The 14,183-nt window shown below is 70.0% G+C and carries 13 protein-coding genes; 5 read left to right on the plus strand and 8 right to left on the minus strand.

From position 1 onward, the window contains the following. The first annotated feature begins 2 nt into the window (after nt 1–2). Complete coding sequence (locus HNR01_RS08850) at nt 3–827, plus strand: 3-oxoadipate:acetyl-CoA acetyltransferase (RefSeq protein WP_183667448.1); 825 nt, start codon at nt 3–5, stop codon at nt 825–827. 7 nt (nt 828–834) lie between these two features. Here the strand turns inward: HNR01_RS08850 and HNR01_RS08855 are convergent, their stop codons facing one another. Then, nucleotides 835–2,187 (minus strand): MFS family transporter, encoded by a 1,353-nt coding sequence (locus HNR01_RS08855; RefSeq protein WP_183667449.1) that lies wholly within the window; start codon nt 2,185–2,187, stop codon nt 835–837. A gap of 456 nt (nt 2,188–2,643) precedes the next feature. On the opposite strand from HNR01_RS08855, the gene HNR01_RS08860 reads away from it, so the two are divergent. Beyond that, a complete protein-coding gene (locus HNR01_RS08860; RefSeq protein ID WP_183667450.1) occupies nt 2,644–3,435 on the plus strand; it encodes a DUF1236 domain-containing protein in 792 nt (263 codons plus the stop codon). 165 nt (nt 3,436–3,600) lie between these two features. Beyond that, nucleotides 3,601–4,326 carry a transcriptional repressor LexA gene (gene lexA, locus HNR01_RS08865; protein ID WP_183667451.1) on the plus strand — a complete coding sequence of 242 codons (726 nt, stop codon included), beginning with the start codon at nt 3,601–3,603 and terminating at the stop codon, nt 4,324–4,326. On the opposite strand, the gene HNR01_RS08870 is transcribed toward lexA, so the two are convergent. Further along, entirely contained in the window at nt 4,320–6,578 is a 2,259-nt protein-coding gene (locus HNR01_RS08870; RefSeq protein ID WP_183667452.1) for a ComEC/Rec2 family competence protein, read from the minus strand. The genes lexA and HNR01_RS08870 overlap by 7 nt on opposite strands. 156 nt (nt 6,579–6,734) lie before the next feature. Between HNR01_RS08870 and gltX the strand changes: the two genes are divergently transcribed. Next, on the plus strand, nt 6,735–8,159 hold the full coding sequence (gltX, locus tag HNR01_RS08875; protein WP_017483421.1) for a glutamate--tRNA ligase: 1,425 nt from the start codon (nt 6,735–6,737) through the stop codon (nt 8,157–8,159). Between the two features lie 468 nt (nt 8,160–8,627). Continuing rightward, a complete protein-coding gene (gene gltA, locus HNR01_RS08880) occupies nt 8,628–9,917 on the plus strand; it encodes a citrate synthase (protein WP_017483422.1) in 1,290 nt (429 codons plus the stop codon). A 46-nt stretch (nt 9,918–9,963) separates the two neighbouring features. Here gltA and HNR01_RS08885 read toward each other — a convergent pair whose 3' ends face one another. The 6 genes from HNR01_RS08885 to HNR01_RS08910 all read right to left on the minus strand — a co-directional run bounded on the left by HNR01_RS08885 (nt 9,964) and on the right by HNR01_RS08910 (nt 14,179). Beyond that, a complete protein-coding gene (locus HNR01_RS08885) occupies nt 9,964–10,446 on the minus strand; it encodes a YaiI/YqxD family protein (protein WP_183667453.1) in 483 nt (160 codons plus the stop codon). Beyond that, complete coding sequence (gene lpxB / locus HNR01_RS08890) at nt 10,443–11,603, minus strand: lipid-A-disaccharide synthase (protein WP_183667454.1); 1,161 nt, start codon at nt 11,601–11,603, stop codon at nt 10,443–10,445. Before lpxB ends, HNR01_RS08885 begins: the two co-directional genes overlap by 4 nt. Continuing rightward, nucleotides 11,600–12,448: an LpxI family protein gene (locus tag HNR01_RS08895; RefSeq protein ID WP_183667455.1), complete on the minus strand. Its 849-nt coding sequence runs from the start codon at nt 12,446–12,448 to the stop codon at nt 11,600–11,602. The genes lpxB and HNR01_RS08895 overlap by 4 nt, the downstream gene beginning before the upstream one ends. 11 nt (nt 12,449–12,459) lie before the next feature. Beyond that, the gene (gene lpxA, locus HNR01_RS08900; protein ID WP_183667456.1) at nt 12,460–13,266 is read right to left on the minus strand and encodes an acyl-ACP--UDP-N-acetylglucosamine O-acyltransferase; all 807 of its coding nucleotides are present in this window, start codon (nt 13,264–13,266) and stop codon (nt 12,460–12,462) included. A gap of 5 nt (nt 13,267–13,271) precedes the next feature. Continuing rightward, the gene (fabZ, locus tag HNR01_RS08905) at nt 13,272–13,733 is read right to left on the minus strand and encodes a 3-hydroxyacyl-ACP dehydratase FabZ (RefSeq protein WP_017483427.1); all 462 of its coding nucleotides are present in this window, start codon (nt 13,731–13,733) and stop codon (nt 13,272–13,274) included. 152 nt (nt 13,734–13,885) lie between these two features. After that, nucleotides 13,886–14,179 carry a helix-turn-helix domain-containing protein gene (locus HNR01_RS08910; RefSeq protein ID WP_183667457.1) on the minus strand — a complete coding sequence of 98 codons (294 nt, stop codon included), beginning with the start codon at nt 14,177–14,179 and terminating at the stop codon, nt 13,886–13,888. Nucleotides 14,180–14,183 lie beyond the last annotated feature (4 nt).

Consider the following 14,183-nt stretch of genomic DNA (forward strand, 5'->3'; position numbering starts at 1 on the left):
CGATGAGACCCGTCGTCGTCACCGTGGCGATCACCGGCTCGGTCGCGCGCAAGGCCGACAACCCGACCGTACCGATCACGCCGGCCGAGCAGATCGAATCGACCCAGGCCGCCTACGAGGCCGGCGCGGCGCTGGCGCACATCCACGTGCGCGGGGACGACGAGAGCCCGTCGCTCGATCCGGAGCGCTTCGGGCGGGTGCAGGAGGGCATCCGCCGGCATTGCCCGGACATGATCGTGCAGTTCTCGACCAGCGGCGCCGGTCCCGATCCGGCCGAGCGGGGCGCCTGCCTGATCCATCGGCCCGACATGGCCTCGCTGACGACCGGATCGGTCAATTTCGGCGATGCGGTCTACGAGAACCCGGCGGCGTCGTACACGAGCCTCGCCAGCCGGATGCGGGAGGAGGGGGTTTCCCCCGAGATCGAGGTGTTTGACCTCACCCACCTCCACAACGCCCGCCGCCTCGTGGACGAGGGGGTCATCGGCGCGTCGCCGCACGTGCAGTTCGTGATGGGCATCCGCAACGCGCTGCCGCCGGAACCGCACCTCCTCGACCTCCTGCTCGCCGAGACCCGGCGCCTGTTGCCGGGCGCCACCTGGGGCGCCTTCGGCATCGGCCGCTTCCAGAGCCCGGTGATGGGCTGGGCGCTGGCACGGGGCGCGCAGGGCGTGCGCACCGGCCTCGAGGACAATGTCCGCCTCTCCAGGGAGCGGCTCGCCGACGGCAACGCCGGGCTCGTCCGGCTGGCCGCCGCGATCTGCGCCGAGCACGGCGCCCGCCCGGCGACGCCCGCCGAGGCGCGCGCGATGCTGCGCCTCGGCTGAACGGCGATCAGGCGAGGGCGGGGCGCGTCTTGCGCCCCAGAGCCTCCTCCACGGTCCCGTCGCCGTCGAGATAGCCGTGGCGCTTCGGATTCGGCATCAGCAGCGAGGCGACGAACGCGACGGCGAGCATCACGGCGACGTACCAGAAGAAGCTGCTCTCCGTGCCCGCCTGCTTGAGCCAGAGCGCGATCGCCTCGGCCGTGCCGCCGAACACCGAATTGGCGATGGCGTAGGACAGGCCGACGCCCAGTGCGCGCACCTGCGTCGGGAACAGCTCCGCTTTCACGATGCCGCTGATGCCGGTGTAGAAGCTGATGATGACGAGCCCGATCATGATCAGGGCGAAGGACAGGATCGGGCTGGTGCTGGCGCCGATCGCCGTCATCAGCGGGACGATCATCAGCATGCCGAGCCCGCTGAACACGATCATGCTCGTCTTCCGGCCGATCCGATCCGAGAGCCAGCCGAAGAAGGGCTGGATCACCATGTAGACGAACAGGGCTGCCGTCGTGATCTGCGAGGCCGTTACCTTGTCCATGTGGGCGGTGTTGAACAGGTATTTCGGCATGTAGGTCGTCAGCGTGTAGAACGCCAACGACCCGCCGGCCGTGTAGGCGAACACCACGGCGAAGGCGCGCCAGTGCTTGAACAGCCCGGCGAAAGTGCCCGACTCCTTTGAATCCCTGTTCTCCTCGCTCATCGTCTCGGAGAGCGACCGGCGCAGGAACAGGGCGACCACCGCGGCCCCCGCGCCAATGACGAAGGGGATGCGCCAGCCCCAGGCGGTGAGTTGCTCCGCCGTGAGCAGGCCCTGGAGCACGACGAGCACCAGCGAGGCCAGCAACTGGCCGCCGATCAGGGTGACATATTGGAACGAGGCGTAGAAGCCGCGCTGCCCCTTGGCGGCGACCTCGCTCATGTAGGTCGCGCTGGTGCCGTACTCGCCGCCCACCGACAGGCCCTGCACCATGCGGGCGAGGACGAGGAGCACCGGCGCGAGAGGACCGACGGTGGCGTAGGTCGGCAGCAGGGCGATGGCGAGCGAACCGCCGCACATCATCAGCACCGAGATCATCAGCGAGGTCTTGCGGCCGAGCCGGTCGGCGATACGCCCGAACAGCCAGCCGCCGATGGGCCGCATGAAGAAGCCCACCGCGAAGACCGCCGCCGACTTGAGAAGTTGCCCGGTGCTGTCGCCCTCGGGGAAGAAGACCGGGGCGAAGTAGAGCGCGAAGAAGGCGTAGCAGTAGAAGTCGTACCACTCGACGAGATTGCCCGACGAGGATCCGACGATCGCCATGATGCGGCGGCGGCGGTCGGCACCGTCATCCGGGGCCGCCGTGGCGGTGAGGCTCTGCATGCGTCGTTCCTGGTCGGCGGCTTCGCGGCGGCCGCGAGCCAATCCGAGCTGTAACTAATTGAGACCGGCGCCCCGCCGACGCGGCACGCGCGCGCTCGGTGACAGATGTCGTCGAACGTTGCACCCGAGCGCGTCGCACGCCCCGAAGCCGGTTGGGCCACGTGTGAGGCGTCGTGACCATCGGCGCAGAGCGACCGCCGGACCCAGTCGTGCTGGGGCGTCGGCGAGGATCGAGTCGCCGACAAACAATCCGTGAGACAATGGGGCGACTTCGAGAACAACAAAAGGCCGACTTACCGACAGGCAACCAGTCTCGACCGAGGCCATTCATGCATCGCCACGCTCATCTTGCGTAACAGCGGCCTGCGCGCCTTTTCGGAACAGTTTTCTGACGTCCGCCGTTGCGAGCGGGTTCTCGGCACCGCGTCGGCTGCCGGCAGAAGACAGGGATGGAACATGACCAAGTTCTTTCGCAGCACGGCGACGGCCGCGATTCTTGTGCTCGGCGCGGCGACGGCCCTCGCTCAGGGGGGCGGTGCCGGAGGGGGCGCGGCCGGGGGAGCCGGCGGCGGCGCAGGCGGCGGTGCCGGAATGGGAGCGGGCGGAGCCGGCGGTGCGGGCGGAGCCGGTGGCGGTGCGGGAGGAGGAGCGGGCGGCGGAGCCGCGAGTGGGGCCCGCGGGGGTGCCGGTGACGGGGGTGGGGCCGGTGGTGTCCGCGGCGGCGAGGCCGGCGGCGCGCGCGGCGGCGAGCCGGGAGACGCCCGCGGCGGCCGGGAGGGAGGCCCCGCCCGCGCCGGAGAGCCGGGTGAGCGCGGAGCCCGCGACACAGGCCGGGACGGTGCGGGCGAGCGCGACGGCCGGGGTGGCCGCGATGCGGCCGGCGAGCGCGGCGGCCGCGACACGGGCCGCGACGGAGCGGCTGAGCGCGGGGCCCGCGACGGAGCCGGCGAGCGGGGCAGTCGCGGCGCTGCCACCGAGGCGCGCGGTGCCTCGAAAAGCCTGAGCTCGACTCAGCGCACCGAGTTCCGCCAGTCGATCACCCGCTCCAACGTCCGGGCGGTCACCAACGTGAACTTCGCGGTTCGCGTCGGCACGGCGATCCCGCGCTCGGTTTCCCTGCACCCGCTGCCCCCGGCGATCATCTCGCTGGTGCCGGCCTATCGCGGTCTGCAATTCATCCTGGTCGGAGACGACATCGTCATCATCGATCCCGACACCTACGAGATCGTGGACGTAATTCCGGCCTGATCCGGATCGGCAACGACGCAACGAGGGGCGGCGGCGCACCGGCGCCGCTGCCCCTCGCATGTTCGGGCTCGTCTTGCGGAACAGGAGAGGAACGTCTAGGCTGTTCGCGCTTTGTTTTCCACGATTCTGCGGCGCCCCCGGCCCGCGGTCGACAGCAGGTGCCGCATGCTGACCCGCAAGCAACTCGAACTGCTCCAGTTCATCCAGCAGAGGATGCAGGAGAGCGGTGTGCCGCCTTCCTTCGACGAAATGAAGGACGCGCTCGATCTCAAGTCCAAATCCGGCATCCATCGCCTGATCATGGCGCTGGAGGAGCGCGGCTTCCTGCGCCGCTTGCCGAACCGGGCCCGGGCGATCGAGATCCTGCGCATGCCGGACCTGACGGCCGCGAAGCCCACCCCGGGCTCCGAGCCGCGCCGCTTCACCCCGAGCGTGGTCGAGGGGGGCCTCTCGGGTAAGCCGCCCGCGCCGAAGCCGGCGATGCTGCAGGCTCATGACGGCAACGGCCAGTCGGTGATGGTGCCGGTGATGGGCCGGATCGCCGCCGGTACGCCGATCTCGGCGATCGAGAGCCAGAGTCATTCGATCTCGATGTCGCCCGACTTCCTTTCGGGCGGCGAGCACTACGCGCTGGAAGTGCGCGGCGACTCGATGATCGAGGCCGGCATCCTCGACGGTGATCTCGTGGTGATCCACAAGCAGGACACCGCCAATAACGGCGACATCATCGTGGCGCTCATCGACGACGAGGAGGCGACCCTCAAGCGCCTCCGCCGCCGCGGCTCCTCGATCGCCCTCGAGGCGGCCAACCCGTCCTACGAGACCCGCGTGCTCGGTCCCGACCGGGTTCGCATTCAGGGCAAACTCGTCAGCCTCGTGCGCCGCTACTGAGGGCTTTCGGAGGGCGGCGGGTCCGGTGGATCCGCCGCGCTCGGATCACCCGATGCCGGCGGCTCGCTCCGGGCGGCCGGTGTCGCCGTGTCGATCGCCTTCGGCTGCCAGGGCCTCGGCTGACCGGCCCCGCGCGCGGTAGCGAGTTCCGGTCCCGCCGCTCCGAGGCGGATCGCTGTGGCGCCCTGCACGGCCAGGACGGTGCGATCGGCGATCAGCGGTGCGGCGCATCCCGGCGGCGCCCGCAGGCGGGTGATCAGGATATCGGCCCGGGCGCAGTCCTCGGCAAAGGCGCGCTTATCGGTGACGTGGGCGACCGTGCGGCCATCGACAGCCACGAGGGTGCAGCCGAGACGGTCGCAGCGCGGTCCGGCTTCTCCGGTAACGACCTCCGGGCGGCGCCCGTCGCCGTCGGCCTTCAGCCACTGTTCCAACACGAAGCCGGGCGGGCGGCCGAGGACGACGAGGCGTCCGTCCCTACCGCGGACCGCGGCGCCGGCGCCGTCCCGGTCGATGTAGATGTCGTATCGCGTCGGGCTCGCGGCCAGGGCGATGCCGAGTCCCGCCGGCAGCAGGGCGAGCAGCCGCAGCCGCGAGACCGGCAGAGTCGCGAGGAGCAGGGCGGCCGCGAGCAGCGTCAGGGCGCCCGTCCCGAAGGCCGGAAGCACCACGTTGGCCTGTCCGAACTCGGCGATCCAGGCGGAGATGTCGAGCATGCCGCGCACGGCGAGCCCCATCAGCCACCAGACCGGACGATCGAGGGCGAAGGGGTAGGCGAGCATCCCGAGCACCGCCGCGGGCATCACCGCGAGCGAGACGAGGGGAAGGGTCAGGGCATTGCCGACGAGGCCGAAGGGCTGCACGGTCTGGAAGTGGTAGGTTGCGAAGGGCGCGGTGGCGATCTGCGCCACCAGCGTCGTGGCCAGTGTGCCGACCACCGCCGTCGCCAGCCACGACGCGGCCCGCGCGATCCGGGAGGGATTGTCGGTTCGGAAGGCGCGCCCGTCGATGAGCGGCGCGCAGGCGATCAGTCCGGCCACCGCCCCGAACGACATCTGGAAGCTCGGGCCGAGCAGCGCCTCCGGCTCGCGGGCAAGCGCCAGGATCGCGGCGAGCGCAAGATTGCGCATGCTGAGCGCCGGACGGTCGACGAGGATCGCGCCGAGCATCACCAGCGTCATGATCAGCGCCCGTTCGGCGGCGACATCCCAGCCCGAGAAGCCGCAGTAGGCCGTCACGCCCAGCATCGCCGCGCCGGCCGCGATCTTCTTGATCGGCCAGGCGAGGGCCAGCATCGGCACCAGCGCGAGCCCGGCCCGAACCAGCCAGAACACCACGCCGGCCGCGAGCACCATGTGGAGCCCGGAAATCGAGACGACGTGATAGATGCCGGCCGCTCGCAGGATGTCGTTGGTCTCGTTCGAGATCAGTCCCCGCTTTCCCGTGACGAGGGCGGCCGCGACGGCGCCGGCCTGCCCGCCGATCGCCTCGGTGATCCGGCGGGTGAAGGCGTTTCGGGCCGCGTCGATGCCGGCCGCCAAGCGCAGGGACCAGGAGAGAGGTTGGGCCGGAGCCCCGACCTCGACCTTGCCCACCAGCGACCCCACCGCTCCGATCCCGCGGAAATATGCATCACGGGCGAAGTCGTAGCCGCCCGGCCGCACCGCCTCGGGGGGCGGCAGCAGGCGGGCGGTGGCGCGGATCGTGTCGCCCGGCCGCACCGCCTGCGCCGCGCGGTGGGAGACCCTCACCCGTCGCGGACGCTGCCCCGCGCCAAGGTCGCCGAAGCTCTCGACCCGCACGATCAGCCGCGCACCGCCCTCCCGCTCGTCGAGTCCTTCGACAAGGCCGGAGAGCGGGCCGATGGTCAGGCGGGTCAGCACCGGCCCCGAGACGGAGGCGACCCTCCACGCGGCAGCGGCGTAGCCGAGGAACAGGGCGGCGAGGGCGAGCATCAGCGCGAGCGCGATCGGACGCGCCCGCAGGGTCGGCGTGACGACGAGGCAGAGGGCGGCGGCGATCAGCGGAGCAGCGAGGGTGGCTTCTCCGTCGGCTGCCGTGAAGAAGACCAGGATGCCTGACCCGAAGGCGACGGCGATCCAGGGGAACAGCCGGCGCTGCTCGGCCTCGCGGGCGAGCTCCGCGCCCAGCCCCTCGACCGTCGCCCGCCAGAGCTGCGTGGGCGCGGGAACACGGCCGGCGAGGAGGGCTGGAACCGCCCCGCCCACCGCCCTGCCGCCGCCCTGCGCCATGCCCCGCCACGTCCCGAGACCTGCGATGCCCGCGCGACGGGCAAACGTGACGAATTCTTAACGCATCCGCTCGCTCGTGCTACATGCCCGGCGAGACCGGCCGCGGCCGCCCTCCCGCCATCCCGCACTTTTTTCGAAGAAGCCTCCCAGCCGCCGATGTCGTCACCGGTCGTCACGCGCTTTGCGCCCTCGCCCACGGGCTTCCTGCATATCGGGGGAGCGCGCACGGCGCTGTTCAATTGGCTCTACGCCCGCCGCTTCGGCGGCCGGATGCTGCTGCGCATCGAGGACACCGACCGGGAGCGCTCGACGCAAGCCGCGATCGACGCGATCCTCGACGGAATGCGCTGGCTCGGCCTCGATTGGGACGGCGAGGTGATCTACCAGTTCGCCCGCGCCGAGCGACACCGCGAGGTGGCGGAGAGCCTGCTCGCGTCGGGCAATGCCTATCACTGCTACGCCAGCGCCGAGGAACTGGCGCAGATGCGCGAGACCGCCCGCGCCGAGGGCCGGGCCCCGCGCTACGACGGCCGCTGGCGTGATCGCGATCCGTCCGAGGCGCCGGCGGGCGTCAAGCCGGTGATCCGCCTGCGCGCGCCCATCGAGGGCGAGACCGTCGTCGAGGACGCCGTGCAGGGCCGCGTCACCTGGGCGAACCGCGACCTCGACGATCTCGTGCTGCTGCGCTCCGACGGCACCCCGACCTACATGCTCGCCGTCGTCGTGGACGATCACGACATGGGCGTCACCCAGGTCATCCGCGGCGACGACCATCTCACCAACGCCGCGCGCCAGAGCCAGCTCTACCGGGCGCTCGGCTGGGACGTGCCGGCGATGGCGCACATCCCGCTGATCCACGGGGCGGACGGGGCCAAGTTGTCCAAGCGCCACGGCGCGCTCGGCGTCGAGGAGTACCGCGACCGCGGCTATCTCCCGGCGGCCCTGCGCAACTACCTCGTCCGACTCGGCTGGAGCCACGGCGACCAGGAAGTCTTTTCCACCGAAGAAATGATCGCCGCCTTCGACCTGAAGGCAATCGGTCGCTCGGCGGCGCGCTTCGACTTCACGAAGCTAGAGAGCCTCAACGGGCTCTACATCCGCGGCAGTGACGACGCGGCTCTCGTCGAGGCGATCAACGCGATCCTGCCGGCCCGCGGTCCCGAGCGCGGTCTGCCAACCTCCCTCACGCCGGATCTGCGTGAAAGGCTCCTGTCGGCGATGCCCGGGCTGAAGGAGCGCGCCAAGACGCTCGTCGAACTCCTCGACAGCGCCTACTACCTCTATGCCCCGCGCCCGCTCGCCCTCGACGCCAAGGCGGAGGGCCTGCTCGCCGGCGAGGCACCGGAGCGGCTGCGCGCCCTACTCCCGGCCCTGGAGGCCCTGCCGGAGTGGAGCGCCGCGGCGACCGAAGCCGCCGTGCGCGGTTTCGCCGAGAGTCAGGGCGTCAAGCTCGGTCAGGTCGCCCAACCTCTCCGGGCGGCGCTCACGGGCCGCGCCACCTCGCCGCCGGTCTTCGACGTGATGGCCGTGCTGGGCCGTGATGAGGCGCTGGCCCGCCTGCGGGATCGCCTGCCGGCCTAATCGTCGGCCGCGCGGCGGATCAACGCATCTAATCCGAGGATGCGTTGATCGGCTCTGCTCCCCGGATCGACCATACCCTGTCCTTCGATGGATCGGGGTGACAATCCGGCACAGATGACAGCGTCGGCCTCCGGCCGGCGCCGCTCACGGGGCTCGACACCGGAAAGTCTTGTCTCGCGCCGCGTTTTGGCGTCAACTTCGCTCCGGCGACAAGCTGGGATCGCGTGAGATCCGGGCGCGAGGTGGGTCGGAGCCGATCTTATCAAGCCCCGCAAGTGACAGACGCGGCCCGTTCTTCGCATATGCGAAGAAGCGGAAGGCGGCCTGCCGTTGCTGGGCGCCGACCGATCCGCTAACCCGGTGCTTCAGTGAGCGGGCGCAGTGCTCTGCTGCGGCGCCACAACGGAGCGGGAGGCGGAGCCTTCCGGTCCAGTGCTGTTCCCGTCGCGAGAAAGGGTCCGCGATCCCATGAGCGCTTCCGCCAGCACCATCATCGTGGGCGACAAGAACGTCGAATTGCCCATCAAGACCGGAACGATCGGCCCGGATGTGGTCGATATCGGCAAGCTCTACGCTCAGACCGGCAAATTCACCTTCGACCCCGGCTTCACCTCGACCGCCTCCTGCGAGTCGAAGATCACCTATATCGACGGCGACGAGGGCGTGCTGCTCTATCGCGGCTACCCGATCGAGCAGCTCGCCGAGCAGGGCGACTTCCTCGAGACCGCCTACCTGATGCTGTTCGGCGAATTGCCGTCCTCCGCCCAGAAGGCCGACTTCGATTACCGGGTCACGCGCCACACCATGGTGCACGACCAGATGAACCGCTTCTTCCAGGGCTTCCGCCGCGACGCCCACCCGATGGCGGTGATGGTGGCCTGCGTCGGCGCACTCTCGGCCTTCTACCACGACTCGACCGACATCTCGGACGAGTCGCAGCGGATGATCGCCTCGCTGCGCATGATCGCGAAGATGCCGACGCTCGCGGCGATGGCCTACAAGTACACGATCGGTCAGCCTTTCGTATATCCGAAGAACGATCTCGACTATACGTCGAATTTTCTGCGGATGTGCTTTGCCGTTCCGTGCGAAGAGTACGTGATCAATCCGATCTACGCACGGGCACTCGACAAGATCTTCATCCTGCACGCGGACCACGAGCAGAACGCCTCGACCTCGACGGTTCGGCTCGCCGGCTCCTCCGGTGCCAACCCCTTCGCCTGCATCGCCGCCGGCATCGCCTGCCTGTGGGGTCCGGCGCATGGCGGCGCCAACGAGGCGGCGCTGAAGATGCTGATGGAAATCGGCCACCCCGAGAACGTGCAGAAATACGTCGCCAAGGCGAAGGACAAGAACGATCCCTTCCGCCTGATGGGCTTCGGCCACCGGGTCTACAAGAACTACGATCCGCGCGCGCGCATCATGCAGAAGACCACCCACGAGGTTCTGAACGAACTCGGGCTGAAGGACGACCTCCTGGAAGTCGCGGTTCAGCTCGAGAAGATCGCTCTCGAGGACGAGTACTTCATCGAGAAGAAGCTCTACCCGAACATCGACTTCTACTCGGGCATCACCCTCAAGGCGCTCGGCTTCCCGACCTCGATGTTCACCGTGCTGTTCGCGCTCGCCCGCACCGTCGGCTGGATCGCGCAGTGGGCCGAGATGATCGAGGATCCGTCCCAGAAGATCGGCCGGCCGCGCCAGCTCTATATCGGCCCCGACCGTCGCGACTACGTTCCGATCGGCCAGCGCGGCTGAGTGGACCCTTCGCCTCCGGGCCTTGCGGCCCGGGGGCCTGACGGTCTCAAAGTCCGAGGTCGCGCTTCAATCGGACGACGGCCCGGTCGAGCGCGCCGAGGAAGGCGGAGCGGTCCTTCGGCGAGAACGGCTTCGGCCCGCCGGTGATCGCGCCGGCCTCCCGCAGATCCTGCATCAGGTTGCGGGTGGCGAGCGCGAGACCGACCGAGGATTCCGTGAAGGCCTTGCCATTCGGGGCGATCGCCACCGCGCCGGCCTTCACGCAGCGGCTGGCCAGGGGCACGTCGGCCGTGACCACGATGGCGCCGGGGCCCGCCCGTTCGGCGATCCAATCGTCGGCCGCGTCGAACTTGTCCCCGACGACCACCCGTTCGATCCAGGGCTCGCGCGGCAGGTTCAGGAAGCTGTTCGAGACGACGGTGACGTGAAGGCCGTAGCGCCCGGCGACGCGGTACACTTCATCCTTGACCGGACAGGCATCGGCATCGACGTAGATCCTGATCCTCGGCGTCGCCGCGTCCACACTCATGCCGCCCGCCGCGCCTCAAGCACGATCCTAGCCGCCGCGCGGCTCGGCTCCTCGTCGCCGGCGAGGCGCATCCGGCCGTCGATGCGGGCGAGCGCCTCGAGCTGGGTCCGCCGGTCCGGGCCGCCCGCGAGCAGGGGCGCCAGCGCCGCGGCCAGGCGCTCCGGCGTGCAATCGGCCTGCACGAATTCCGGCATGGCGTTCTCGGACAGGATCAGGTTCGGCAGAACGATCGTCGGCACCTGAATCAAGCGCCGGGCGATCACCTCCTCGACCCGCGAGACCTTGTAGGCCACCACCATCGGTACGCCGGCGAGGGCGAGTTCGAGGGTCACGGTGCCGGAGGCGGCGAGGGCCGCCCGGGCCCGGCGGAAGGTGGCGTACTTGTCGGCCTCCCCGTGGACGACCCGCGGATGCCGCTCCCAGGCAGCGGCGAGCCGCTCGATCAGGGCGCGGTGGCGGCTCACCGCCGGCAGTTCGACCTCGAACGGACCGATGCGGCGGGCGAGGTCGGCGACGGCGTGCCCGAAGATCGGCATCAGTCGCTCGATCTCGGAACGGCGCGAGCCCGGCAGCACCGCGAGGACCGGTGGGCGCCGCTCGCGGATCGCCGCCTCCTCGGGTGAAGGGCGCAGCTCGGTCAACCGCTCGATGAGCGGGTGGCCGACATAGGAGCAGGGCGGTCCGCCGAGCCTGCGATGCGCCTCCGGCTCGAAGGGCAGAAGGGCGAGCACATGGTCGATGAAGGGCACCATGCCCTTCGCCCGCCAGGGCCGCCACGCCCAGACACTCGGCGAGACGTAATCGACGATCGGCAGATCCGGCCGACGTTTCCGCACGCGGGTGGCGACGGCATGGGTGAAGCCGGGACTGTCGATGATCACGAGCACGTCAGGCCGTCCCGCCACGACGTCGTCCACCGTCTCGCGGATGCGGCGCAGCAGGGTGCGAGCGCGGGCGAGCACCGGCAGATAGCCCATCACCGCGACGTCATCGATCGGGAAGAGCGAGCGGAAGCCCTCCGCCTCCATCGCCTCACCGCCGACCCCGCCGAGCGTCGGAGGCTCGGGCGAGAGCGCCCGCAGCGCCCGGATCAGCTTCGCGCCGAGCTGGTCGCCGGAATCCTCGCCCGCGACGAGCCAGATCCGCCGGTGCGTCACGGGGCGACCTCCACGCCGATCAGGAACAGACCCGCCGCATCCGCGGCCGCCACCGTGCGCTCGGCGTCGATCACGAGGGTGTGGCCGGCCCCGATGGCGATACCGGCGCAACCGGCCTCCGCCGCCCGGCGGACGGTCCGCGGCCCGATGGCCGGCAGATCGATGCGCAGATCCTGTCCGAGCTTCGGCAGCTTGACAAGCACGGTCCCCTTGGCAGGCGTGCCCCGCCCGAACGGCTTGCGGTTGAGTGCGCGAGCACGGGCGAGCATGCGGTCCGTGCCCTCGGGACCCTCCACGGCGATGACCCGCTCGCCCGCCACCACGGCGGCCTGCCCCACATCGAAGGGGCTCAGGGCGGCGAGCATGGCACGTCCGGTGGCGATCGAGAGGGTGGCGTCGGATTCCGGCTCGAACCGGCCGAGACGGCCGAGACGGCCGAGGAGATCAGGGGCAACCTCGTGGACGCCGAGCACCCGGTGCCCGTTCTCCTCCAGCAGCGAGAGCACGGCCCGCAACAGCCGGTCGTCGCCGCCGGCGAGACTCTTCAGGATGTCCCGGTTGCGCACCGCGTGCGCCGCGTTGAGGAGGGCGGCCGGGCTCGGGCGGGTGACGCCGCCGGCCGGCACCACGGCGGCCGGCGCCCACTCCTTCAGGATGCGCAGGGTGCCGGGAATGTCGAGAAGATCGACGACCGCATCCGCACGCCGCCGCATCGCCCGTTCGGTGAACCCGCGCACGGCGAGGATCCGGAACGGCCGACGCGCGCGATCAAGGGAGGCCGCGACCAGCTCCGGCAGGTGGCCCGCGCCGGCCACCAGGGCGAGGGGCCGGGCGGGATCGATCACGGCGTGACGCCTCAGGCCGCCGCGGCGACGGCGCGCGGCGTGCAGATCGAGCGCTTTCCGCCCGCGCGGATGAAGGTGACGATCTCGTGGATCGCCGGATGGGTGTCGAACTCGGCCGCAACGTCCTCGACGCGCTCCATCAGCGTGCCCTCCTGCGCGAAGAGCAGCCGGTAGGCCCGGCGGAGCGCATGAATGTCCTCGCGCGAAAAGCCGCGGCGCTGGAGGCCGATAATGTTGAGCCCCGAGAGGTAGGCCCGGTTGCCGAGCACCATGCCGTAGGGGATGCAGTCGTTCTCCAGTCCGGACAGGCCGCCGACGAAGGCGTGATCGCCGACGCGGGCGAACTGGATCACCGCCGCGCCGCCGCCGAGAATGGCGTAGTTGCCGACGGTGCAGTGGCCGGCGAGCATCACGTTGTTGGAGAAGATGACGTGATTGCCGACCCGGCAATCGTGACCGACATGACTGTTGGCGAGGAAGGCGCACCCGTTGCCGACCACCGTCTCCAGGCCGCCGCCGGCCGTGCCGGGGTTCATCGTCACGCCTTCGCGGATCAGGCAGTCGGTGCCGACGGTGAGCGTCGAGGGCTCACCGCGGAACTTGAGATCCTGCGGCGGGTGACCAATCGAGGCGAAGGGATAGATCTTGGTCCGCGCGCCGACCGTGGTGCGGCCGGCGACCACGACGTGGCTGATCAGCTCGCAGCCGTCTTCGAGCACGACGTCGGGCCCGACATGGCAGAACGGGCCGACCCGCACGCCGTCCCCGAGCCGGGCGCCGTCCTCGACGACGCTGCTCGGGTGAATGCCTTCCCGCACCGCGCTCACTCCGTCACCAGCATGGCACCGATCTCGGCCTCGGCCACGAGCGTACCCTCGACGCGAGCCTCTCCGCGGAACCACCACATGGTCCGGCGCTGGTTCATCTTCGTCATGTGGAATCGGACCTGGTCGCCGGGCACGACGGGCTTGCGGAACTTGCACTTGTCGATCGTCATGAAGAAGACCTGCTTGGTCTTCAGCTCGTCGCTCATGATGTGGCGGCAGCAGATCGCGCCCGCCGTCTGAGCCATGCCCTCGATCAGGAGCACGCCGGGGAAAACCGGGAGGCCCGGGAAGTGGCCGGTGAATTGCGGCTCGTTCGCCGTGACGTTCTTGATGCCGATGCAGCTCTCGTCGCGGTCGATCTCGATGATGCGGTCGATCATCAGGAAGGGATAGCGGTGGGGCAGCAATTCCAGCACCTTCTGGATATCGGCCGAACCCAGCTCCCGCGTCTCGCTCATCGGTCCCAACGCTCCCCGCCCATGCTTGTCCGGCGGCATAGGCCGCACGGTCCCGTGCGCTCTGCCGGTGCCTCTATCCAGTGAAGGCCGCCCTCTTCGACAGAAAATCGGGCAGATGCAAGTCTTTTGCGGCGTTGGAGTCGCTGGTGGGATCAGCCGCCGAGCGTCTCTTCGACCAAGCGGGGGTTCTTCTCCAGCAGTGCCAGCAGGACCCGAGCAGGCCCTTCCGGCCGTCGTCGACGCTGCTCCCAGTTCCGCAAAGTGCCGACAGCAACGCCGATCCGGCGGGCAAAGGCGTCCTGCGAGAGGGCGGAAGCTTTCCGCACCGCCGCGACGTCGATGTCGTGAGGAACGTGCACGCACAAGCCAGCGACGGATTCGCCCCGGGCGTGGGCGGCTGCCTGCTCCAGGCTGCGCGTCAATTCGTGGAACGTGGCCTCATCCATTGGA

The organism is Methylorubrum rhodesianum, from assembly GCF_014199985.1.
GTDB lineage: Bacteria > Pseudomonadota > Alphaproteobacteria > Rhizobiales > Beijerinckiaceae > Methylobacterium > Methylobacterium rhodesianum.